The 23,732-nt window shown below is 65.2% G+C and carries 17 protein-coding genes; 10 read left to right on the forward strand and 7 right to left on the reverse strand.

Annotation, left to right across the window (positions count from 1 at the left end; genetic code table 11):
* Window positions 1-100: 100 nt before the first annotated feature.
* The 5 genes from J4O76_RS06755 (at window position 101) to J4O76_RS06775 (ending at window position 5,354) form a co-directional block, all read left to right on the forward strand.
* A complete protein-coding gene (locus J4O76_RS06755; protein ID WP_426280979.1) occupies window positions 101-1,453 on the forward strand; it encodes a pyruvate dehydrogenase complex dihydrolipoamide acetyltransferase in 1,353 nt (450 codons plus the stop codon).
* 10 nt (window positions 1,454-1,463) lie between these two features.
* Window positions 1,464-1,694: a hypothetical protein gene (locus J4O76_RS06760; protein WP_426280980.1), complete on the forward strand. Its 231-nt coding sequence runs from the start codon at window positions 1,464-1,466 to the stop codon at window positions 1,692-1,694.
* Between the two features lie 44 nt (window positions 1,695-1,738).
* Complete coding sequence (locus J4O76_RS06765; RefSeq protein ID WP_426281113.1) at window positions 1,739-2,080, forward strand: acyl-CoA thioesterase; 342 nt, start codon at window positions 1,739-1,741, stop codon at window positions 2,078-2,080.
* An 18-nt stretch (window positions 2,081-2,098) separates the two neighbouring features.
* A complete protein-coding gene (lpdA, locus tag J4O76_RS06770; protein ID WP_426280982.1) occupies window positions 2,099-3,493 on the forward strand; it encodes a dihydrolipoyl dehydrogenase in 1,395 nt (464 codons plus the stop codon).
* Window positions 3,494-3,929: 436 nt separating this feature from the next.
* Entirely contained in the window at window positions 3,930-5,354 is a 1,425-nt protein-coding gene (locus tag J4O76_RS06775; RefSeq protein WP_426280983.1) for a hypothetical protein, read from the forward strand.
* Window positions 5,355-5,372: 18 nt separating this feature from the next.
* On the opposite strand, the gene J4O76_RS06780 is transcribed toward J4O76_RS06775, so the two are convergent.
* The 4 genes from J4O76_RS06780 to J4O76_RS06795 all read right to left on the reverse strand — a co-directional run bounded on the left by J4O76_RS06780 (window position 5,373) and on the right by J4O76_RS06795 (window position 8,549).
* On the reverse strand, window positions 5,373-6,503 hold the full coding sequence (locus tag J4O76_RS06780; RefSeq protein WP_426280985.1) for an RcnB family protein: 1,131 nt from the start codon (window positions 6,501-6,503) through the stop codon (window positions 5,373-5,375).
* Between the two features lie 126 nt (window positions 6,504-6,629).
* Window positions 6,630-7,112: a GAF domain-containing protein gene (locus J4O76_RS06785; protein ID WP_426280986.1), complete on the reverse strand. Its 483-nt coding sequence runs from the start codon at window positions 7,110-7,112 to the stop codon at window positions 6,630-6,632.
* A gap of 273 nt (window positions 7,113-7,385) precedes the next feature.
* Window positions 7,386-7,811: an alternative ribosome rescue aminoacyl-tRNA hydrolase ArfB gene (gene arfB, locus J4O76_RS06790; protein WP_093399511.1), complete on the reverse strand. Its 426-nt coding sequence runs from the start codon at window positions 7,809-7,811 to the stop codon at window positions 7,386-7,388.
* Between the two features lie 21 nt (window positions 7,812-7,832).
* Window positions 7,833-8,549, reverse strand: a complete 717-nt coding sequence (locus J4O76_RS06795; protein WP_426280987.1) for an RluA family pseudouridine synthase — start codon at window positions 8,547-8,549, stop codon at window positions 7,833-7,835.
* 48 nt (window positions 8,550-8,597) lie between these two features.
* Between J4O76_RS06795 and J4O76_RS06800 the strand changes: the two genes are divergently transcribed.
* A complete protein-coding gene (locus J4O76_RS06800) occupies window positions 8,598-9,344 on the forward strand; it encodes a M15 family metallopeptidase (protein WP_426280988.1) in 747 nt (248 codons plus the stop codon).
* 198 nt (window positions 9,345-9,542) lie between these two features.
* On the opposite strand, the gene J4O76_RS06805 is transcribed toward J4O76_RS06800, so the two are convergent.
* A complete protein-coding gene (locus J4O76_RS06805) occupies window positions 9,543-10,025 on the reverse strand; it encodes a hemerythrin domain-containing protein (RefSeq protein ID WP_056486723.1) in 483 nt (160 codons plus the stop codon).
* Window positions 10,026-10,389: 364 nt separating this feature from the next.
* Here J4O76_RS06805 and rpoB point away from each other — a divergent pair, with 364 nt between their 5' ends.
* The 4 genes from rpoB to J4O76_RS06825 all read left to right on the forward strand — a co-directional run bounded on the left by rpoB (window position 10,390) and on the right by J4O76_RS06825 (window position 21,684).
* Window positions 10,390-14,544 carry a DNA-directed RNA polymerase subunit beta gene (rpoB, locus tag J4O76_RS06810; RefSeq protein ID WP_060526672.1) on the forward strand — a complete coding sequence of 1,385 codons (4,155 nt, stop codon included), beginning with the start codon at window positions 10,390-10,392 and terminating at the stop codon, window positions 14,542-14,544.
* 130 nt (window positions 14,545-14,674) lie between these two features.
* On the forward strand, window positions 14,675-18,961 hold the full coding sequence (gene rpoC, locus J4O76_RS06815; protein WP_056060318.1) for a DNA-directed RNA polymerase subunit beta': 4,287 nt from the start codon (window positions 14,675-14,677) through the stop codon (window positions 18,959-18,961).
* Window positions 18,962-19,519: 558 nt separating this feature from the next.
* Window positions 19,520-20,803 (forward strand): glycosyltransferase, encoded by a 1,284-nt coding sequence (locus J4O76_RS06820; RefSeq protein ID WP_426280989.1) that lies wholly within the window; start codon window positions 19,520-19,522, stop codon window positions 20,801-20,803.
* Window positions 20,804-20,895: 92 nt separating this feature from the next.
* On the forward strand, window positions 20,896-21,684 hold the full coding sequence (locus J4O76_RS06825) for a hypothetical protein (protein WP_426280990.1): 789 nt from the start codon (window positions 20,896-20,898) through the stop codon (window positions 21,682-21,684).
* A gap of 146 nt (window positions 21,685-21,830) precedes the next feature.
* Here the strand turns inward: J4O76_RS06825 and J4O76_RS06830 are convergent, their stop codons facing one another.
* Window positions 21,831-22,646 (reverse strand): metallophosphoesterase family protein, encoded by an 816-nt coding sequence (locus J4O76_RS06830; RefSeq protein ID WP_426280991.1) that lies wholly within the window; start codon window positions 22,644-22,646, stop codon window positions 21,831-21,833.
* Window positions 22,615-23,709 carry a catalase family protein gene (locus J4O76_RS06835; protein WP_426280992.1) on the reverse strand — a complete coding sequence of 365 codons (1,095 nt, stop codon included), beginning with the start codon at window positions 23,707-23,709 and terminating at the stop codon, window positions 22,615-22,617. The genes J4O76_RS06830 and J4O76_RS06835 overlap by 32 nt, the downstream gene beginning before the upstream one ends.
* Window positions 23,710-23,732: the final 23 nt, after the last annotated feature.

The raw sequence follows: 23,732 nt of genomic DNA on the forward strand, positions 1-23,732 counted from the left end.
AATTGGGCCGCAGCGGGTCGATACGCAAGTGCGTCGGGGTTGACCCGAGCGGACGAGGGCGCGAGTAGGCATGCCGTTACGTCACGCCCTGGGGAAATCCATGTCGATCGAGATCAAGATGCCTGCGCTGTCCCCGACCATGGAGGAGGGTACCCTCGCCAAATGGTTGATCAAGGAGGGCGACGTCGTGAAATCCGGCGACCTGATGGCCGAGATCGAGACCGACAAGGCGACGATGGAGTTCGAAGCCGTCGACGAAGGCACTGTGGTCAAGATCCTCGTCGCCGAGGGTACCGACAATGTGAAGGTCGGCACGGTCATCGCGATCATCGCCGAAGAGGGCGAGGATGCATCTTCGGTCTCATCTGCGCCGATCAAGAGCGAGACACCCGAGCCTGCCGCGAAGGAATCGGAAGCCAAGCCCGATCCGACGGACCCGAACAAGACCGGCACCGAGGCCAAGCCGGTCGAGCGGACCGAGGCTTCGGCCGAGGATCACGGTCGGCCGGATGACGCCGGTGCAGCCCAGCCTGCCGCCAGCGGCGTCCGCGTGAAGGCGAGCCCGCTCGCGCGCCGTCTCGCCGCCGACAAGGGGATCGATCTCGGCGCCGTATCCGGCTCCGGCCCCAAGGGTCGTATTGTCAAGGCCGACGTCGAGAGCGCAAAGCCGGGTGCCGCACCCGCTGCTGCGAAAACCGAAGCTGCTGCGCCAACTGCCGCTGCGGCTCCAGCGCCCGCCGCAAAGCCTGCGACCGTGCCGGATATCCCGCACGAGGCGACAAAGCTCAGCAACGTGCGGAAAACGATCGCGCGTCGCCTGACAGAGTCGAAGCAGACCGTCCCGCACATCTACCTGACCGTGAACATCCGTCTCGACGCGCTGCTCAAGCTGCGCGGCGAGTTGAACAAGAGCCTCGAATCGCGCAGCGTGAAGCTGTCGGTCAACGATCTGTTGATCAAGGCGCAGGCCGTCGCGCTCATGCAGGTGCCGAGCTGCAACGTGATGTTCACGCCGGACCAGCTGATCACCTTCCAGCGCGCCGACATCTCGGTCGCGGTGAGCACGCCGTCGGGGCTGATCACGCCGATCATCGTCGGTGCGGACACCGCATCGCTGTCGTCGATCTCGACGCAGATGAAGGATCTTGCGGGACGTGCGCGCGACGGCAAGCTGAAGCCCGAGGAATACCAGGGCGGCACCGCCTCGATCAGCAACATGGGCATGTTCGGCATCACGCAGTTCGATGCGGTCATCAATCCGCCGCAGGCGATGATCCTCGCGGTCGGCGCGGGCGAGAAGCGCCCGGTCGTGATCGGTGACGAACTGGCGGTCGCGACGGTCATGTCGGCCACCGGCAGCTTCGATCACCGCGCGATCGACGGGGCCGACGGCGCGCAGTTCATGAAGGCGTTCAAGCACCTCGTCGAGAACCCGCTGGGCATGCTCGCCTGAGATGGGTCTGGTGTCATCGTTCAGGTCGCTTTCGGGCACCACCATCGAGATCCTGCACATCCTCGGCGGGCTCGTGGCGGCGGTGGCGATGACCTGGGCGGCGGCATGGTCCTACCCGCTTGGGCAGGACGTGATCTGGTCTTGCGGGGCCGCGGCGATGCTCGCGACCGTGCTGATGGGCGTGGGCCCGTTGCGGCGCGCCCGCCGGCTCGACCGAACGACCCGCAGGAGTGAAGCGTGACCGACCTGCCCCCCAACAAAGCGCCGACGATCCGCGTCACTGCCATGCCCGCCGATGCCAATCCGTATGGCGACATTTTCGGCGGCTGGCTGATGGGCCAGATGGATTTGGCCGCCGGTTCGGTCGCCTCGCGGCGTAGCGGCGGCCGTGCCGTCACGATTGCGGCGGACGCGATGAAGTTCCACATGCCGGTCGTCGTCGGTGACGAAGTGTCGGTCTATGCCGAGCTGATCGCGGTCGGTCGCACCTCGATGACGATCGAAATCGAGGCTTGGCGCCGTGCGCGTCACAGCAACGACAGCTGCAAGGTGACCCAGGCTCGCTTCATCTTCGTGGCGGTCGGCGACGATCGCAAACCGCGGCCCGTGCCGCCCGAAACCAACTGATTTTCAAAGGACTCTACCGTGGCTGATACCTATGATCTCGTCATCCTCGGCTCGGGCCCCGGCGGCTACGTCGCCGCGATCCGTGCGTCGCAGCTCGGCCTGAAGGTCGCGATCGTCGAGCGCGAGCGCTTGGGCGGCATCTGCCTCAACTGGGGCTGCATCCCGACCAAGGCGCTGCTCCGCACGTCGGAAATCTATCACTACATGCAGAACGCAGAGAGCTACGGGCTCAAGGCGGACAATGTCGGTTTCGATCTCGCCAAGATCGTCGACCGCTCGCGGAAAGTGGCGGGTCAGCTGAACGCGGGCGTGAAGGGCCTGATGAAGAAGAACAAGGTGACCGTGGTCGAGGGCGTCGGCACGGTAACTGCGAAGGGCAAGCTCAGCGTCAAGCAGGGCGACAAGACGGTCGAGCTCGAAGCTAAGAACATCATCGTCGCGACCGGCGCGCGCGCGCGCGACCTGCCGTTCGCCAAGGCCGACGGCGAGCGGATCTGGACCTATCGCCATGCGATGGTGCCGACCGAGATGCCGACCAAGCTGCTCGTCATCGGATCGGGCGCGATCGGCGTCGAGTTCGCCAGCTTCTACAATGACATGGGCGCCGACGTGACGATCGTCGAGATGCTCCCGCGAATCCTCCCCGTCGAGGACGAGGAAGTCTCCGCGTTCATGGACAAGGCGCTGTCGAAGCAGGGCATCAAGCTGCTGACCCAGACCGGTCTCGAAGGGCTCGTCCCCTCGGCGAACGGCGTCACCGCCAAGATCAAGGCGAAGGACGGTAAGGTTTCGGAAGAGACCTTCAGCCACGCGATCACCGCGATCGGCATCGTCCCCAACACCGAGAACATCGGGCTCGAGGCGCTCGGCGTCGAGACCGATCGCGGCCACATCAAGACCGACGGTTACGGCCGCACCAACGTCGACGGCATCTGGGCGATCGGCGACGTCACCGGCGCGCCGTGGCTCGCGCACAAGGCCAGCCATGAGGGCATCATCGCGGTCGAGAAGATCGCCGGCGGTTCGCCGCACCAGATGGACAAGGCCAACATCCCCGGCTGCACCTATTCGCGCCCGCAGGTGGCGAGCGTCGGCATGACCGAGGCGAAGGCGAAGGAAGCGGGCTACGAGCTGAAGGTCGGCAAATTCCCCTTCATCGGCAACGGCAAGGCGATCGCGCTGGGCGAGGCCGAGGGCTTCGTGAAGACGGTGTTCGACGCGAAGACCGGCGAACTGCTCGGCGCGCACATGGTCGGCGCGGAAGTCACCGAGCTGATCCAGGGGTATGTGGTCGCGCGCCAGCTCGAGACGACCGAGGCCGAACTTATGGAGACGGTGTTCGCGCATCCGACGCTGAGCGAGATGATGCACGAGAGCGTGCTGGCGGCCTATGGTCGCGCAATCCACTACTAAAAGTGATCGATCCTCCCCCGCCAGGGGGAGGTGGCGCCGAAGGTGACGGAGGGGGAGGATACGAAGCAGGCGTGGTCGCTTACCTCCCCCTCCGTCTGGCAAGCGCCAGCCACCTCCCCCTGGCGGGGGAGGATTCTGGTTAGGTGTCGCATCCCGCAGTTACCCGTCATCATGACGAAAGTCAGGATCCAGGATACCGCCCGCAGCCCGTTGTGACTCTGGATCCTGACTGTCGTCAGGATGACGAGGTATGATGGCAGGCGTGCTAGCGGCCCTGTACCAGCGATATCCAGCCGACCGACCGATCCGGGCAAACCATCCCGTTTCGGCCCTATCTCTCTTGACCGCCGCGCATAACGCACCGAAAGGTCGCGCCAGCCATCAGGTCCGGCTGGAAGGATCTCGCGGCTAAAACCTCAACGTGCAGGACCCGCGAATGTCGATCGAACCTGCCGCTCGCCCCCAACAGCGCTACATCGCCATAGCCGCCGCGGCGCTGTGCATCGCCTCGCTAGCACTATTCTGGCCGGGTACCGCGATGTACGACACCGTCGCGCAATACCGGCAGGTCCTGTCGGGCGTGTACGACGACTGGCACCCGCCGGCGATGGCGCGCGTCTGGGCGCTGCTCGCGGCGTTCGGCCCCGGTGCGACGCCGATGCTGGTCCTGCAACTCGTCACCTATTGGCTGGGCCTTGGCATGATCGCGGCCGCGTTAGGCCGAGTCGGGCGTTCGCGTAGCGCTGTCGCCATCCTCGCGATCGGCTTGCTGCCGCCCTTCCTCGGTTGGCAGGGCGTCGTTCTCAAGGACGCGCAACTCGCCGGGGCACTCCTCGCTGCGGTCGGGATTATCGGCTGGTGGCAGCTCGCGGGTCGTCCGCTGCCCGGCGCGACGTGGGTTCCTCTCGCGCTGCTGCTCGCCTACGCCGTGCTCGTCCGCGCGAACGCCGTCTTCATCGTCGTCCCCCTGCTCGTGACTCTCGCCCCGCGCCCAATCTACCCTGTAGCAAAGCTTGCAACCGGCCTCATTGCGGTGGTGCTCGTGCTCGGCATCGCGCCTGTCGTGAACCACCGTCTGCTCCGCGCACAACCGAGCGGCGTCGAGGCGACCCAGGCGCTCTACGACCTCGCCGGCATTGCCGCGCGCGTCCCGACCAGCGACACCACCGGCCTCACGCAGTCAGAGGTGGCGACCGTGATCGCCCGGGGTTGTGCGAAACCGTTCTTTTGGGATCCGCTCGGCGACGAGGCGCATTGCGGGACGACGATGGCGCGGCTGCGCGCGTTGCCGACGGCGACGCTGTACGTCACGCTGGCGTCGGCGGCGCTGCATCATCCGATCGCCTATGCCGGACACCGCCTTGCGCACCTGAACTCGACCGACCGCTGGCTGGTCCCGTTCCACTGGCCGAGCGCTGCGCCACCTGCCGCGTCCGAGCCGAACACGCTCGGGCTCGCCAATCCCGGTGCCGGCGCGCGCGCGTGGGAGGCGCTGACCGCGGTCGTCGTCGAGACGCCGCTCGGCTGGCCAATCGCCTGGATCGTCGTCGCGCTCATCGGGCTTGCCATGAGCGTGTCACGAGCGCGCGATTCGGTCCGCGATCTTGCCACTGCGCTGCTCGTGTCCGCGCTGGCGCTCGAGGCGAGCTTCGCGGTGCTGAGCATCGCGTCCGACCTGCGCTATCACCTGTGGCCGATGATCGCGACCGCGGTGGCGGCCGTGCTGCTCGCCGATCGCGCGCCGCCGAGAAAGATACTCGCGGTCGGCCTGAGCGTACTCGTTCTAGTCGTCGCCAGCGGCACTGCCGCACGCGTCATACTGCCCCAGCCGCCGCAGACTTATGCAGGCATGCTCGGCTGAGGCCTCTCAAGCCGCAGGTCAGCGCCGCCGGCGCACCGTGCTGCGCGGACGGGACACGGTGTCGTAATATTCGGTCGTGGTAGTCGTCGTGGTCACCGGCACGGACTGCACGATCACGGTCGTCGAACCGGCAGGATACGCCTGGCCACTGGTCGTCGTCACCGTCGTAACGCCGTCGGGCGATGTCCAGATGCCGCCCGGTGCCACGGTATCGCGACCGGGTTGCCGGTATTCGGGGGCATAGGAAGGCTGTCGCGGTGGGTAGTCGGCCGCATAGGACGGCGGTGCATACTCACGGGCATAGTCGGGGGCATAATCGACCGCATCCGCTGCATAGGCAGGCGGTTGTGCATAGCCGGCGCCATAATCACGGACCGGCGGCGGCGGTGCTCGGCGACCGCGATCCTCAGCCTTGTCGATCGCATAGCCGGTCGCAGCACCGACTCCTGTACCGATCAACGTCCCGCCAAGCCGATTGCCGCGACCACCGATGACGTTGCCGGCGACGCCGCCCGCGACTGCGCCAATGGCGGCGCCACCCACACCGGTATCACGGCGGGGCGCCGGGCGATTTGCGTAGGGCTGGACGTAGCCGCGGTCGCTCGGGCTGGCATAGACGGTGTCGTTGCGCGCATAGGCGCGTGGGTCTGCTGCGACATAGCCGCCACCGCCGGCACGATCCCAGTCGATGTCGCTTGTCGTATCGTAGACCGACCCGCGCGCGTCGATTAGCACCGCATCGTCGTAGTAGCGCGTCCAGTTATAGCCCTGCGGCGGCTGCGCGAGGCCGTAGTTCGACCAGTCGCCGACGTAGAAACGCGGTGCGTTCCAATAGGCGGGCACGGCCCAACCCCGATGCGGGCGGCGATAGCCCGCCCAGCCACCGGGGGCGTTGGCACCTGCCCACCAGCGCCCGCCGATCTTGCTGCCCCAGCGCGAGGACCGCGGCGCAGCGACCGGCCGTGTCGGCGCCTGCACCACGGGCATCTGCGCGGCGATCGGACCGGGGCGTTTTGGACGGGCCATCGGCGCCTGCATCGCAGTGTCAGGGGCGGTCCCAGGCGCGGGATAGCTTGCGCCGGGACGTTGCGCGTCCGCGACACCGCTTGCCAACACCAGCCCCGCGCTCGCGATCAAAAGCCTCCGCATGTCCGTCTCCCTGGTTTGCCACCCGATCCAGCGCAAACGCCGGATTTCTTAACGCGTTGCTTACCAAGTGTGCGGGGGAGTCGCCAGAAGGCGTGCTGTCCCGAAACGGGGCGCGTCGGGCGCGTGCTAGCCTAGCCGATCGGCGAGCAATGCCGCCAGCGCCTCGCACCCTGCCGCGTCCTCGGCATCGAACCGCGCGGGTTCGGGGCTGTCGAGGTCGAGCACGGCGATCAGCATGCCGTCCTTGGTCACCGGCACCACCAGTTCGGAGCGGCTGGCGGCATCGCACGCGATGTGGCCGGGGAAGGCGTGGACGTCATCGACCAGTTGCGTCTTCAGCGTCGCGGCGGCGGCTCCGCAGACGCCCTTGCCGACCGGGATGCGGATGCAGGCGACCTTGCCCTGGAACGGGCCGAGCACGAGTTCGCCTTCCACCAGCCGGTAGAACCCCGCCCAGTTCAGGTCAGGGAGATATTCCCACACGAGCGCCGCCGCATTCGCCATGTTGGCGATCGGATCGGTCTCGTCCTTCGTCAGAGCATCAAGCGCGGCAAGCAGGTCGCGGTAGAGATCGGCCTTGGTGCCGGCGGAGATATCGAACTTGTACATGGTGTCTTCCTTGATTGAGAGGCAGCTAACGCTCCCCCAAATCCGTCACCCAGCAAAAGCTGGGGTGACGCTGCGGCAATGTAGCGATCCTCCCCCGCCAGGGGGAGGTGGCGCCGCAGGCGACGGAGGGGGAGGACACGGAACATCCGACATCGCGGGCCTCCCCCTCCGTCTGGCTAGCGCCAGCCACCTCCCCCTGGCGGGGGAGGATTGCGAGGTCGTGCGCTTGGCTGGCCGACGGACGTTAGCGAGATGCCCATAGGCATGGCCCGCTCAATCGTCGCGAACCTTGCCGCGGCCCGCCTTGACGCCGCTCCGCACCTTCTTCGTGTCGACCCGCCGCGCCTTCGCCGCCTTGGACGGCTTGGTCGCGCGGCGTGCTTTCGGGACGATCGTCGCTTCCTTGATCAGTGCGACTAGGCGTTCGCGGACTTCCTGGCGGTTGAGCAGTTGCGACCGCGAGCCCTCGCTGCGTAGTACCAGCACGCCGTCGCGCGTGAGGCGCGATCCGGCGAGCACGGCGATGCGGTTCTTCACCGCCAGTGGCAGCCCGGGCGAGAGGCCGACGTCGAAGCGCAGGATGACCGCGCTGTCGGTGGTGTTGACATGCTGACCGCCGGGGCCGCCCGAGCGCGTCGTGCTTTCGATCAGCTCGCTGTCGTCGATCGAGATCGATCGGGTGATCGGGATCGCGACCATAAGCCCCTGCCCTCAGCCCGCTCAGTCGTCGGTGGAGTCGGGCGTCGTAACTTCGGCAACCGGTGTGGCATTGGCAACCGGAGCCGCCTCATCGGCGAACCCAGCCTTGGCGAACCGCTCGGGCAGCGGCGCTTCGGCGAGCACGTCGGGCTTGCCCGGGCGCGGCACGATCAGCCGTTGCGCATGGAGCATCATGCCAAGCCCATCCGCCTTGCCGTAGACGCCGTCGCCGACCACCGGCGCACCGAGGCCGCTCGCGGCGTGGACGCGGATCTGGTGCGTGCGGCCGGTCTCGGGCAGGAACTCGACGAGCGAACGCCCGTCCTTGATCTCCAGTACGCGCCAGTTGGTCCGCGACTTCTTGCCGTCGGGATCCTCGACCATCCGCCAGCCGGTTTCGGCGGTGCTGACCTTGCCGAGCGCCATCTCGATCAGCCCCGACGTGCCCTCGACAACGCCGTCGAGCAGCGCGACGTAGCGTTTCGAGACGAGGCCCTGCTCGAACGCCTGCTGCAACCGGGCATGCGCCTTCGGGTTGCGCGACAACAAGAGGCAGCCGCTCGTGTCGCGGTCAAGCCGGTGCACCGCCTTCGGCCAGCGCTGGAAGCCGAACTTCAGGCTTTCGAGATGATTTTCGAGGCTCAGCGAGCCATCGCGGGGCGGATCGACCGGCAGCCCTGCGGGCTTGTCGATCACCAGGGCCTCGCCGTCGAGGAAGAGTACGCGTTCACCATGCATGGCGCCGCCCTTGCCATCATTAGCGCCTGCGTGCCAGAGCCCGCGTCGATGTTGCACCGCACGCTGGCCCTCGCGCTCCTGTTCGCCCCGACCGTCGCGGAAGCACAATTGTGCGAGGGGCAGAGCGCGGTGATCGCGCCCGACGGTCGCGCGTTCGGGCATTTGCCGTATGGCGATGCGCCCGAGAGCGAGCTGGTGACGCTGCCGTCGGCGTATTCGGTCGGCAATCCGTGCGTGGTGCGCGCCGACATATTGCCCGACCTGTTGCGGCTGTTCGCGGCGGCGCAGGGCGATCCTTCGGTGATGGGTCAGCTCCGCGCGCTGTCGTGCCAGCGGTCGATCGCTCGGCAACGCAACGTCTTCTGTCGCGGCGAGACGAGCAGTCCGGCGGATCGCGCGATTTCGGTCGCGCCGCCGGGGTATAGCGAGCATTCGACCGGCTATGCGCTGGACTTCGCGGTGCGTCCGGCGAACGGGTGTCCCGATGCGGAGGCTTGCATGGCCGCTACGCCTGCGGCGCGCTGGCTGCGGATGAACGCGCCGCGGTTCGGGTTCGAGCAGAGCTTTCCCGGTGGGAACAAGCAGCATGTGAAGTGGGAGCCGTGGCACTGGCGCTGGGTCGGCGCGAGCGAGAGTGCGCCTGGGGCAGCAAAGGCCCGGTTCGTATTTGCGCGGGCTCGGCGGGAGTATCCGGCGGATCCGGGGGTGTTGCCGCTGGTAGTGAAGGTTACGGTGCAACCGCCGGTGCCGGTGGCGCCGGTGGTGGTCGTGCCTTCGAAGAAGAAGCGGCGGTAGTTAGCGCCAACGCCTTTTAAGCAATTTACTTTCCCAGCGACGGCACCACCCCGGCGAAGGCCGGGGCCCAATTGGGGGACCCCGGTGATGTAGCGCGGCGCTTCGTTTCCACCACCTCACCAATTGGGCCCCGGCCTTCGCCGGGGTGGTGCTATCTGGTAGACTTGCCCTGCTAAGCAGTGCCGGTCCCATGATCAATTAGTGCAGCACCAGCCCACCCGGGCGTACCACACCATCACGCAACGCGTGATCGTACAGCAACTCAGTCTCCAGCTTCACCTGATGCGACAACCGATCGAGCATCGACTCCGCCTGCACCCCGAACGCGGCCCAGTCCTTCGGCGAGATCGTCGGCAGCCAACGGCCGATGAACGCCTTCCAATCCGAACGGAGGATGTCGAGGTCCTCCTCCATCATCGCGATCGTATCGGCCGAGCAATGCGCCTCCATCGCCACGACGGTGCGATCGATGACCTCGTCCTCGACGCCGAGATGATCGGCGACCGTGACGGCAAGTTCGATCAGCTTGCGCGAGGCGAGCGCGCTCTGGGTGCTAGGCTGCCGCGCGAGCAGGACGAGGTCGGCGCACTGCCCGGCGATCTTCTCGTGATCGTCGATCAGCCGTGTCCAGTTCGCGCGATCCTGGTCGGATACTGTCCGCACTGCGATCCTGTCGTTCATGACGCCGCCTACTCCTTGCGAGGGCCACCCGGTGATACTGGAAATACGCATTACATCGTGTCAGGGATGCAGATAGCGTCGCCCAGCACCTGGTATCTATAGTATTTCCGGCAGTGCGACCGTGTCGAAACGACCGTTTGATGCGGGCCCCTTTGACATCACGCCGTGCCACGCCTATATCCGCCTCTCACCACAGCATCCGGGAAATGACATGCCGTCGCGCAGCGTGTCGATCGTATTGGATACCGAGGTTTCATACGCTGAGAGCCGCCGCACCTGATGCGCGCGGCCTTTTTGCGTGAACGTGCGTCTCGCTCGGGGGTTCCCGAGCACGAATTTTCGGCTGACGAGGCAAAATAAACCTATGGCATCCAAGGCGATCGAACACGGCACTGCAAAGCGCCGTATCCGCAAGGTTTTCGGCAACATCCACGAAGTCGTGCAGATGCCGAACCTGATCGAAGTCCAGCGCGAGAGCTACGAGCAGTTCCTCCGCTCCGACAAGTCGATCGGCCACGTCTCGGGTCTCGAGAAGACGCTGCGCAGCGTGTTCCCGATCCAGGATTTCGCCGGCACCGCCTATCTCGATTTCGACGACTACGTCCTTGAGCCGCCGAAGTTCGACGTCGAGGAATGCCGCCAGCGCGGGATCACTTACGCCGCGCCGATGCGCGTCACCCTCCGTTTGACCGCATTCGAGGTCGATCCCGATACCGAGGCCAAGTCGGTTATCGATATCAAGGAGCAGGACGTGTACATGGGCGACATGCCGCTCATGACCGAGAACGGCACGTTCTTCATCAACGGCACCGAGCGCGTCATCGTCAGCCAGATGCACCGTTCGCCGGGTGTCCTGTTCGATCATGATCGCGGCAAGACGCACGCATCGGGCAAGTACCTCTTCGCAGCGCGCGTGATCCCGTATCGCGGTTCGTGGCTCGATTTCGAGTTCGACGCGAAGGACATCGTCAACGTCCGCATCGATCGCAAGCGCAAGCTGCCCGTCACGGCGCTGCTCTACGCGCTCGGCATGACGTCGGAAGAGATCCTCAACTATTTCTACAACCGCGTGACGTTCGTCCGCGGCCAGGGTGGCTGGATCGTTCCGTTCCAGGTCGAGAACTGGCGTGGCCAGAAGCCGATGTTCGACATCGTCGATGCGAAGACCGGCGAAGTCGTGTTCCCGAACGGCCAGAAGATCAGCCCGCGCGCTGCCAATAAGGCGTTCAAAGACGGCCTGACCGACCTGCTGATTCCGACCGAGGAAATCTTCGGCCGCTATTCGGCATACGATCTGATCGACGAGTCGACGGGCCGTATCTACATCGAAGCCGGTGACGAAGTTACGTCCGAGAACCTCGAACTGCTCGACCAGGCAGGCATCGAGCGTCTCGACCTGCTCGACATCGATCACGTCGCGACCGGTCCGTGGATCCGCAACACGCTCAAGGTCGACAAGGCCGAGGAGCGTGAGCAGGCACTGTCCGACATCTACCGCGTGATGCGCCCTGGCGAGCCGCCGACGCTGGAGACCGCCGAGGCATTGTTCTCGGGTCTGTTCTTCGATCCGGATCGCTACGACCTGTCGGCCGTCGGCCGCGTCAAGCTCAACATGCGTCTCGACCTCGACGTCGAGGACACCGTGACGACGCTGCGCACCGAGGACATTCTCGAGGTCATCAAGACGCTCGTGAACCTCAAGGACGGCAAGGGCGAAATCGACGATATCGACAACCTCGGCAACCGTCGTGTCCGTTCGGTCGGCGAGCTGCTCGAGAACCAGTACCGCGTCGGCCTGCTCCGCATGGAGCGCGCCGTGAAGGAGCGCATGTCGTCGGTCGACGTCTCGACCGTCATGCCGAACGACCTGATCAACGCGAAGCCTGCGGTTGCCGCGGTCCGCGAATTCTTCGGCTCGTCGCAGCTGTCGCAGTTCATGGATCAGACCAACCCGCTGTCGGAAGTCACCCACAAGCGCCGCGTGTCGGCACTTGGACCAGGTGGTCTGACGCGTGAGCGCGCTGGCTTCGAAGTCCGCGACGTTCATCCGACGCATTACGGCCGCATCTGCCCGATCGAGACGCCGGAAGGCCCGAACATCGGTCTGATCAACTCGCTCGCCAGCTTCTCGCGAGTGAACAAGTACGGCTTCATCGAGACTCCGTACCGCAAGGTCGTTGACCACAAGGTCACCGACGACGTCGTCTACCTGTCGGCAATGGAAGAGGCCAAGCACACGATCGCGCAGGCCAACGCCGAGCTCGATTCGTCGAACGGCTTCGTCGAGGAGCTGGTGTCGTCGCGTCAGGCTGGCGAATTCCTGATGGCGCTGCCCGACAACATCACGTTGATGGACGTCAGCCCCAAGCAGCTCGTCTCGGTCGCCGCATCGCTCATTCCGTTCCTGGAAAACGATGACGCCAACCGCGCGCTGATGGGCTCGAACATGCAGCGTCAGGCTGTGCCGCTCGTCCAGGCCGAGGCGCCGTTCGTCGGCACCGGCATGGAAGAGACGGTTGCACGTGACTCCGGCGCCGCGATCTCGGCAAAGCGTGCGGGCATCGTCGACCAGGTCGACGCGGCGCGTATCGTGATCCGGGCGACCGGCGAGATCGATGCCGGCAAGTCGGGCGTCGACATCTACACGCTGATGAAGTTCCAACGTTCGAACCAGTCGACCTGCATCAACCAGCGTCCGCTGGTGAAGGTGGGCGATGCGGTTCGTGCAGGCGACGTGCTCGCCGACGGCCCGTCGACCGAGTTCGGCGAGCTGGCGCTGGGTCGCAACAGCCTCGTCGCGTTCATGCCGTGGAACGGCTACAACTACGAGGATTCGATCCTGATCTCCGAGCGGATCGTGAAGGACGACGTGTTCACGTCGATCCATATCGACGAGTTCGAGGTGATGGCTCGCGATACCAAGCTCGGGCCTGAGGACATCACGCGCGACATCCCGAACGTCGGCGAGGAAGCGCTTCGCAACCTCGACGAGGCGGGCATCGTCTACATCGGTGCAGAGGTCGAGCCGGGCGATATTCTCGCCGGCAAGATTACGCCGAAGGGTGAATCGCCGATGACGCCGGAGGAGAAGCTTCTCCGTGCGATCTTCGGCGAGAAGGCCAGCGACGTGCGCGATACGTCGCTTCGCCTGCCGCCAGGCGTGTCGGGTACGGTCGTCGACGTTCGCGTCTTCAACCGCCACGGCATCGACAAGGACGAGCGCGCGATGGCGATCGAGCGCGAGGAGATCGAGCGCCTGAAGAAGGATTCGGACGACGAGCGTTCGATCCTGAACCGTGCGACCTGGTCGCGTCTTCGCGAGATGCTGCTCGACCAGACCGCCACCTCGGCGCCGAAGGGCGTCAAGAAGGGCGTCGTGATCGACATGGATCTGCTCGACAGCGTCGACCGCCACGAGTGGTGGAAGTTCGCGGTCGCCGACGACAAGGTCCAGAGCGATCTGGAAGCGGTCAAGATCCAGTATGACGACGCAGCCAAGCTGATCACGGACAAGTTCCACGATCGTCGCGAGAAGCTGGAGCGTGGTGACGAGCTGTCGCCGGGCGTGCTGAAGATGGTCAAGGTGTTCGTCGCGGTGAAGCGCAAGCTGCAGCCGGGCGACAAGATGGCCGGCCGTCACGGCAACAAGGGCGTTATCAGCCGCATCCTGCCGGCGGAGGACATGCCGTTCCTCGCCGACGGTACGCCGGTCGATATCGTGCTCAACCCACTGGGCGTGCCGTCGCGCATGAACGTCGGGCAGATCTTCGAGACGCATCTGGGCTGGGCCGCACGTGGCCTGGGTCAGTCGATCACCGCGGCTCTCGAGACGTGGCGTGAAGAGAATCCGGACGCCAAGCCGGGTGCGATGCCGGAGGCGGTCCGCGATCGCCTTAAGACGGTGTACGGCGAGCAGTATCACGCCGAGATCGACGCCCGCACGGGTGACGAGATCGTCGAGCTCGCCAAGAACCTGAAGGGCGGCGTGCCGATGGCGACGCCGGTGTTCGATGGTGCCCGCGAAGCCGATGTCTCGGCGATGCTGGCGCTGGCGGGCCTCGACACGTCGGGTCAGTCGGACCTGTTCGACGGCCGCACCGGCGATCAGTTCGATCGCAAGGTGACGGTGGGCTACATCTACATGCTGAAGCTCCACCATCTGGTCGACGACAAGATCCACGCACGGTCGATCGGGCCGTACTCGCTGGTCACGCAGCAGCCGCTGGGTGGTAAGGCGCAGTTCGGTGGGCAGCGCTTCGGCGAGATGGAGGTCTGGGCACTCCAGGCCTACGGCGCGGCGTACACCCTGCAGGAAATGCTGACGGTGAAGTCGGACGACGTTGTCGGCCGCACCAAGGTCTACGAGGCGATCGTCAAGGGCGACGACACGTTCGAGGCCGGCATCCCGGAGAGCTTCAACGTGCTCGTCAAGGAAATGCGCTCGCTCGGCCTGAATGTGGACCTGAAGCAGTCGGAGCCCGGCTTCGACAGCGACGGCATCCAGATCGCGGCGGAGTAAGCCTCGCTCCTCCCCTCCCGCTTGCGGGAGGGGTCGGGGGAGGGCCTGTCCCCACAGGCACCACCCCGAGAGGCTACGACATCCCCTCCCCTAGCCCCTCCCGCCATGCGGGAGGGGAATGGAGAATAAAATGAACGAGATGACCCCCTTCGCCAATCCGGTCGCCAAGACCGAGACGTTCGACCAGATCCAGATCGGCATCGCGTCCCCGGACAAGATCCGTTCGTGGTCGTTCGGCGAGATCAAGAAGCCCGAGACCATCAACTACCGCACGTTTAAGCCCGAGCGTGACGGCCTGTTCTGCGCGCGCATCTTCGGTCCGATCAAGGACTACGAGTGCCTGTGCGGCAAGTACAAGCGCATGAAGTACAAGGGCATCGTCTGCGAGAAGTGCGGCGTCGAGGTTACCGTCTCGAAGGTCCGCCGCGAGCGGATGGGCCATATCGAGCTCGCCGCGCCGGTCGCGCACATCTGGTTCCTGAAGTCGCTGCCGTCGCGCATCGGCCTGCTGCTCGACATGCAGCTGAAGCAGCTCGAGCGCGTGCTGTACTTCGAGGCGTACATCGTGATCGAGCCGGGCCTGACCCCGCTCGAGAAGTATCAGCTGATGACCGAGGACGAGCTCCTCGACGCCCAAGACCAGTATGGCGAGGACGCGTTCTCGGCCGGTATCGGTGCCGAAGCGGTCCGCATCATGCTCGAATCGCTCGACCTCGTCGGTGAGCGTACCGCGCTGCTCGAAGAGCTCGCGGTCACCAAGTCCGAGCTGAAGCCCAAGAAGATCATCAAGCGCCTGAAGGTCGTCGAGAGCTTCATCGATTCGGGCAACCGCCCCGAGTGGATGATCCTCGAGGTCGTTCCGGTCATCCCGCCCGAGCTGCGCCCGCTGGTGCCGCTGGACGGTGGTCGTTTCGCGACGTCGGATCTGAACGATCTGTATCGCCGCGTGATCAACCGCAACAATCGTCTCAAGCGCCTGATGGAGCTTCGCGCGCCGGACATCATCGTCCGCAACGAGAAGCGCATGCTCCAGGAGGCCGTCGACGCATTGTTCGACAATGGTCGCCGCGGTCGCACGATCACGGGCGCCAACAAGCGTCCGCTGAAGTCGCTGTCCGACATGCTCAAGGGCAAGCAGGGCCGCTTCCGTCAGAACCTTCTCGGCAAGCGCGTCGACTATTCGGGTCGTTCGGTCATCGTCACCGGGCCTGAGCTGAAGCTGCACCAGTGCGGCCTGCCGAAGAAGATGGCGCTAGAGCTGTTCAAGCCGTTCATCTACGCGCGTCTCGATGCGAAGGGTCTGTCGATGACCCTGAAGCAGGCGAAGAAGTGGGTCGAGAAGGAGCGCAAGGAAGTCTGGGATATCCTGGACGAGGTGATCCGCGAGCATCCGGTCATGCTGAACCGTGCGCCGACGCTTCACCGTCTTGGCATCCAGGCGTTCGAGCCGGTTCTGATCGAGGGCAAGGCGATCCAGCTTCACCCGCTGGTCTGCTCCGCGTTCAACGCCGATTTCGACGGCGATCAGATGGCTGTGCACGTCCCGCTGAGCCTCGAGGCCCAGCTCGAAGCGCGCGTCCTGATGATGTCGACGAACAACATCCTGTCGCCGGCCAACGGCAAGCCGATCATCGTTCCGTCGCAGGACATGGTCCTTGGTCTCTATTATCTGTCGATGATGAAGGAGAACGAGCCGGGCCAGGGGATGCTGCTCGGTGACATGGCCGAAGTGCACCAGGCGCTGAACGCTCAGGCGGTCACGCTGCACACCAAGGTCATCAGCCGCGTTCCGCAGACCGACGAGAAGGGCAAGCAGTACCTCAAGCGGTACGAGACTACCCCGGGCCGCATGCTGCTGGGCGAGTGCCTGCCGCACAGCCACAAGGTGCCGTTCGATACCGTCAACCGCCTCCTCACCAAGAAGGACGTGGGCGACGTGATCGACGAGGTCTATCGTCACACCGGCCAGAAGGAGACCGTGCTGTTCGCCGACGCGATCATGTCGCTCGGCTTCCGCCACGCATTCCGTGCCGGCATCTCGTTCGGCAAGGACGACATGATCATCCCGGACGCCAAGGTTGGTCTCGTCGACGACACCAAGGCGCTCGTGAAGGACTTCGAGCAGCAGTATCAGGACGGCCTGATCACGCAGCAGGAGAAGTACAACAAGGTGATCGACGCCTGGAGCCGTTGCGGCGACCAGGTCGCGAACGCCATGATGGACGAGATCCGTGCGGTGAAGGTCGACGAGGAGACCGGCCGTGAAAAGCCGATCAACTCGATCTACATGATGGCCCACTCGGGTGCGCGTGGTTCGCAGGCGCAGATCAAGCAGCTTGCCGGCATGCGCGGCCTGATGGCCAAGCCGTCGGGCGAGATCATCGAAACGCCGATCATCTCGAACTTCAAGGAAGGCCTGACCGTCCTCGAATACTTCAACTCGACCCACGGCGCTCGCAAGGGCCTCGCGGATACGGCGTTGAAGACCGCGAACTCGGGCTACCTGACGCGTCGTCTGGTCGACGTCTCACAGGATTGCGTCATCATCGAACCGGATTGCGGTACGACCCGCGCGCTGGAGATGAAGGCCATTCTTCAGGGTGGTTCGACCATCGCATCGCTCGGCGAGCGCATCCTCGGTCGTACGACCGCGGAGGATATCGTCGATCCGAAGACCGGCAAGGTCGTCATCCCGTCGGGCACGCTGCTCGACGAGCCGATGATCACGACGATCGAAGGCCTCGGCACGCAGTCGTGCAAGATCCGCAGCCCACTGGTCTGCGAATCGAAGATCGGCGTCTGCGGCAAGTGCTACGGGCGCGATCTCGCCCGCGGTACGCCGGTCAACATCGGTGAAGCTGTCGGCGTCATTGCCGCGCAGTCGATCGGTGAGCCGGGCACGCAGCTGACGATGCGTACGTTCCACATCGGTGGTGCGGCGCAGCTCAACGAAACGTCGAACCTCGAGGCGCATGCCGACGGTACGGTGCAGTTCCGCGATCTGCGTATCATCGTCGACCAGCGTGGCCGTCGCGTGGTGCTCAGCCGCTCGGGTGAAATCGCGATCGTCGACATGGACGGCCGCGAGCTCTCGGTCGATCGCATCCCCTACGGTGCATACGTGCTGTTCGACGATGGTCACATCGTGTCGCGCGGCGACCGGATGGCCGAGTGGGATCCGTTCACCATGCCGGTGATCACGGAGAACCCGGGCACGATCAAGTATGTCGACCTGATCGAGGGCAAGACGCTCACCGAGCAGACCGACGAAGCCACGGGCATCGCCCAGCGCGTCGTGATCGAATATCGTGCGGCAACCAAGTCGAAGGAGGATCTGCGTCCGCGCATGACCCTGCTCGACGAGACGTCGGGCGAGACCGGTCGTTACATGCTGGCGATCGGCGCGACCCTGTCGGTCGAGGATGGCGCACAGGTGTTCGGCGGCGACGTCGTGGCCCGTGTCAGCCGCGAGAGCGCCAAGACGCGCGACATCACCGGTGGTCTGCCGCGTGTTGCCGAGCTGTTCGAGGCGCGTATCCCCAAGGACTCGGCGATCATCGCCAAGATCTCGGGCCGCGTCGTGTTCGGCAAGGACTATAAGGCGAAGCGCAAGATCGGCATCCAGCCCGAGGATGGCGGCGACGTCGTCGAGTATCTGGTGCCGAAGTCGAAGGTCATCGACGTCCAGGAAGGCGATTACGTCAAGCGCGGCGATAACCTGATCGGCGGTTCGCCCGATCCGCACGACATCCTCGAGACGATGGGCATCGAACCCCTCGCCGAGTATCTCGTATCGGAAATCCAGGAGGTCTATCGTCTCCAGGGCGTGAAGATCAACGACAAGCACATCGAGACGATCGTTCGTCAGATGCTGCAGAAGGTCGAGATCACCGACGGCGGCGACACCACGCTGCTGAAGGGCGAGCAGGTCGATCGCGAGGAAATGGACGCGACCAACGAGAAGCTTGAGAAGAAGCAGACCCGCGCACAGGGTAAGCCCATCCTGCTCGGGATCACCAAGGCGTCGCTGCAGACCCGCAGCTTCATCTCGGCGGCATCGTTCCAGGAGACCACCCGCGTCCTCACCGAGGCAGCGGTCCAGGGTAAGCAGGACATGCTGATGGGCCTGAAGGAGAACGTGATCGTCGGCCGGCTCATCCCGGCAGGCACCGGTGCAGGCCTCAACCGCCTGCGTGTCGTGGCCAACAGCCGCGACGCCGCGATGCGCGTCCAGCAGCGCAAGATGGCGGAGGTGTCGATCGTGGCACCGATGTCGGCTGCCGACGAGCATGCCGCCGAGCTGGCACGTTCGCCGCGTGATGCAGGCGGCACGGGTGAGGATCCGCTCGCAGCGGTCGTCACCTCGGGCACCGGCACCGACGCGGATGCCGGCGAGTATCTGAACGAGACCGAATAATTGGTTTCGTCAGACGCCTTCCGCGCTGACTAAAAGAATGGCCGCCGTCCGGGACACCGGGCGGCGGCCTTTTTCGTTTTCAGGCGCAGATGCAGAGAAGGACTGATCGACCTTCAAAACTTTGGAAGAGCTTCAGTCCAAATCTTCCCGGCCGGTTTGATGGGTTCGATGGGTGCAGCTGTCAGGCAAGCTGTTTCCCCGCGAAGGCGGGGATCCAGACTGAGCTCCCGCCTTCGCGGGAGAACAAGAGTGTGCCGCCGTCGAATTGCGAGCCGGCTCTTACTCAAGAGGGATACCGACGCGGTCCGGCGTTCACCTCCGCAAGACAAAGTCTTTTGGTTTTGCGCCACCGTGGGTGCCGGAACTTGTTCGGCATGACGGGAAAATATGATCTTGCGGTTCGAACTGACCGTAGATCGGCCCTACCCCCAGCGCATCTGGCTTCATGCCCCGCGCCACGGCACCGGCAATTCCCCGCAACAAAGGAGTCGCATTCCCGCTGTACGGCTTCGGCGGGTGCCGTGGAAATTCGCGACCGGGAAGGACAACACAGAGCCGATGCGAAAGATCGTCCTCGCCACGATCGGCTCGCTCGGCGACCTGCATCCCTTCATTGCGATCGGCCTCGCTCTTAAGGCTCGTGGGTTCACGGTCGTGCTGGCGGTACCGGCTGACCACGTCGCCAAGGTCGAAGCCGCAGGCCTCACCGGCGTGGCCATCGTCGGCGGGTTCGACGCGCTGACCGAGACGTTGGGCATGCCGCCCGACCAGGTCGCAAAGCGGATCATGTCGGATCAGACGTATCTGATGAACCGGATCCTGATGCCGTGGCTGGCCGACAGCACGACGGCTCTCGACGACGCGATGGAGGGGGCAGTCGCGCTGGTCGCCTCGCTGTTCGTGTTCGCCGCGCCGATCGTCGCGGAGACGCGCGGCGTGCCGCTGGTCAACGTCCTGCTCCAGCCGATGGCTACCTTCTCCGCCTATGCGCCCCCCCGCACGCCCGACTTCGCGATGATGGCCCACGCACCGACCGGGCCGATCGGTCGTGCCTGGAACCGGTCGGTGTACCGGGTCATGCGCGGCGTGCTGCGACATCGATATGGACGCCCCGTCGACGCGGTTCGCAAGACACGCGGCCTGCCGCCGTCACGCCAGGCGTTGCTGCTCGAGACGCCCGCGAGCGCCGACCTGACCTTGTGCTGCTATTCGCCGGCCATCGCGCCGCGCCAGCCCGATCTTCCCGACATCGCGCGCGTCACCGGCTTTGCGATCTTCGACAGCGACTCCGGAGCGCCCGAAACGCTTGAGCCAGCGCTAGAGGCGTTTCTTGCTGCCGGCCCATCACCGCTGATCTTCACGCTGGGATCCTTCGCGACGTTTGCGCCGGGCAACTTCTACGCCGCTGCAGCCTCGACCGCGCGAACGCTCGGGCTGCGCGCGGTACTGCTGACCGGTAGCGACGATCAGGCAGCAGCGAGCGAACACGTGCATGTCTGCCGCTATGCGCGGCACTCACTGCTGTTCCCGCGGGCCTGCGCGATCGTCCATCACGGCGGCGCGGGCTCCACCGGCCAGGCGCTACGGGCAGGCAAGCCGCAACTTGTCGTCCCGCACATGGGCGATCAGTACGACAACGGGCACCGCATCCAATCGATCGGCGTCGGCAAGACGCTGTCGTCGAGGCACTTCACGATCGCGCATGATGGTGCCGCGATCACCGCCATCCTGACCGACCGGATACGCGAGAAGGCCGCGCATGTCGGCGCGCAGGTTGCACTGGAGAACGGTGCAGAGGCCGCCGCGGACGCGATCGCGGCGCTCGTCGATGAGCGCGGCTGACTTCGTCGACAGTTTTCAGTGACCATGGTGACAAAAAGATCATCGACGCCGGGCGTTGCCGTCGCGCCTTGGCGGGGCTAGGCGGACTGCCGATGCGGTCGGCGTACCATCCTTCGTCGATCGAGACACGCGGTTCGACCCGACGGCGCAGCGGCGCGTTCGTGCTGACCGTCATCGCGCACGTCCTGATCCTCCTGCTGCTGTTACGATTGGCGCCCTCGGTTACCTCGAAGCCCGAGGAGCGCCGCGAACCGGTCACGTTCCAGATCGCCCCGGATCAGACTGCGCCTACGCCCGAGAAGCGCACGCCGTCGCCGACCAAAGCAAAGCGTGCGAGCGGCGGATCGCCGCAGCGTGCCGCACCCAGGGTCCCCTCCGCACAGGCACCCCCTGCCCCGCCGACATCGCCGCCACCGCTGCCGATCAAGATGCTTGGTGGGATGGAGATGTTCGATGCTGCCGATATCTCGAAGATGCCGTCGCACCCCGACGACCAGCTCGCCGGCGGGGACGGTGGCAGCGGGTCGGGCAAGGGTAAGGACATTGGTGCCGCCTATGGCCCCGGCGAAGGTCCGGGTGGCGAGCGGCTATACAAGGTCGAATGGTATCGCCGACCGACCGATGCGGAGCTTAACGGCTATCTGAAGAGCCCGCCTCCGCCGAACAGCTGGGCCAAGATCGCCTGCCGGATGATCGCGAATTACCAGGTCGAGAATTGCCGTGCGCTCAGCGAGTCGCCGGTCGGGTCGGGTCTCGCGCGGGCAATGCGCCAAGCCGCGTGGCAGTTCCGCGTCCGTCCCCCGCGTGTCGGCGGGAAACAAATTCTCGGCGGCTGGGTGGAGATCGATATCGAGTTCAATTCCGGGAAAGCACCGGACTAGGCAAGCTCCTGATCCTCCCCTGCAAGGGGGAGGTGGCTGGCGCTTGCCAGACGGAGGGGGAGGTAAGGGACAAACTTGGTTGCGTGTTCCTCCCCCTCCGCCGCTTCGCGCCACCTCCCCCTGGCGGGGGAGGATCGAAACTCTCGTCAGACTTCGCTCGTGATCGAGTGCTTCGCCTCGTCGGACAATGTCCGCGCCAACGTCTCGAACCGCCCGTTCTCCACGCGAATCTCGTTGAACGCAGGCGGGCTACCCCGCGTCCGCTTCGACAGCGTGCCCGCACCAATCATCCGAATGATCCGCCCTGCCCGCTCGACCGGCACGTCGAACGGGTCGTGGACGTGCCCCGACAACACGGCATGCGCCCCCGCTTCAGCCAATGCCGTCAGCGCCTCGTCGCCATTACGCGTCTTCGCAGTCCCGGTGGTACCGCCTTCGATCAGCGGATGATGAGCACCGATGAGGATCAAATTACCCTTCGGCACGTCCGCGATCATTGCCAGAGCACGCTTGAGCGACCCGGGACTAACGCGCCCCTTCGACCAGTTCCACCGCCACTGCGCCCGCGCCGTCGTCTTAAGCGGCACGACGGTAACGCCGGGAAGCTCCAGCGGCTTCTCGATCATCTGCTCGACCGCCGCGTAGCGCTGGTACGGCGCGAACAGCCGGCGGAACGGATCCCAGTAATAGGGGATGTCGTGATTGCCGACCTCCAGCGTCACTGGCACGCCCAACGAGCGCAACCAGTCGCCCCCCTGCTGAAACTCCTCCTTCGTCGCGCGCATCGTCAGGTCGCCGGTCATGATGACCGCGTCCGGCTTCTCGTCGGCGACGCGTTCGGAGAACCAGGCGATCGCCGCCGGGTCCTCCGCACCAAAATGCACGTCGCTGACGTGGAACAGCTTAAGTGTACCGCCCCCCATCGTCGTGTCAGGCGAGTTCGGACAGCTTGGCGGGCTCATGCATCGGACAACCGTTGAATTTGCCGCGGAAATCCGCCGACTGTTTGTACGTGTCCTTGCGCGTGCGATTGACGCCGCCGAGCGGCTGATGCGCGGTGATGCCGTGCCAGATGCTGTACGACAACGCGTCGTCGGTATGGTCGGTAACGCCCTGTTCCCAGGAAAGCTGCGCCGGCACTTCGAGCGTCGCGACCGTCGCGAACGGGCTCTCCGCCTCGTCCCAGACCACCGAAGCGTTCTCGATCGGCATCTTTTCGAGATCGGTGTTCAGCTGCACGCGGAACTCCCACTTGCCGCCATGCTCGATGAGTTCCTCGCGCACGACTTCGCGCAGCGCATCCGGGCGCGCGGTGATGTCGACGAGATCGCCGGTCAGCCGCGTCAGCTCGGGCGAGACGGGGAACAGCGCGACCTTCGCGATATAATCGCCGAAGCGGAACGGCGTCTGCGAGTAATAGGTCTCGCCGAGCGGATGGACGGGCTTGGCACCGCCGAGCGTGGTCAGCGTCGCCGACTGGCCGCCGACCGCCTCGAGCGCGGACTCGACGACGCGGAAGGTGGCCGACATTGCCTTCTTCACGCCCTCGAAGCGGTCGGTCGTCTTCGCGAGCAGCTTCAGGTTCTTGGCGAAGGCCTTGGGGTCGGACGCGGAGAAGGCCGGGCCGTTGACCATGATGAAGTCCTGCGTCGTGTCGCCTTCCGACCCCGGCAGGCGGGCGCCATCGACATCGAGGATCTTTAGCGCGAGCCCACGCGGCAGGCTGATGCTGTCGTCGAGGATATCGCCGGCGTTAGTGGAGATCCGGATGATCGCCTCGTGGCGGCCGGGCGTTGCGAAGATACCCTGTGCGAGCTCGGGCGGCAGATTGTCGGCGATCGTGAACGTACCGCGCGCGATGCCGTGCGCCTTGGCATGGACCGAGCGGACCGCATGGCCGTAATCCTGCGAGGTCGTTTCCAAAATCTCCTGGAACGAGTCCTTCATGCCCTGCAAAGTCTCCTGCTCGTCGGGAGCGATCGTTTCGACGGACGGATCGAAACGGACGGGCTGGTTGCTGGGCATTGGGGTATCTCCGGTTAGTGCCT

The organism is Sphingomonas sp. NFX23 (assembly GCF_049887795.1).
Taxonomy (GTDB): domain Bacteria; phylum Pseudomonadota; class Alphaproteobacteria; order Sphingomonadales; family Sphingomonadaceae; genus Sphingomonas.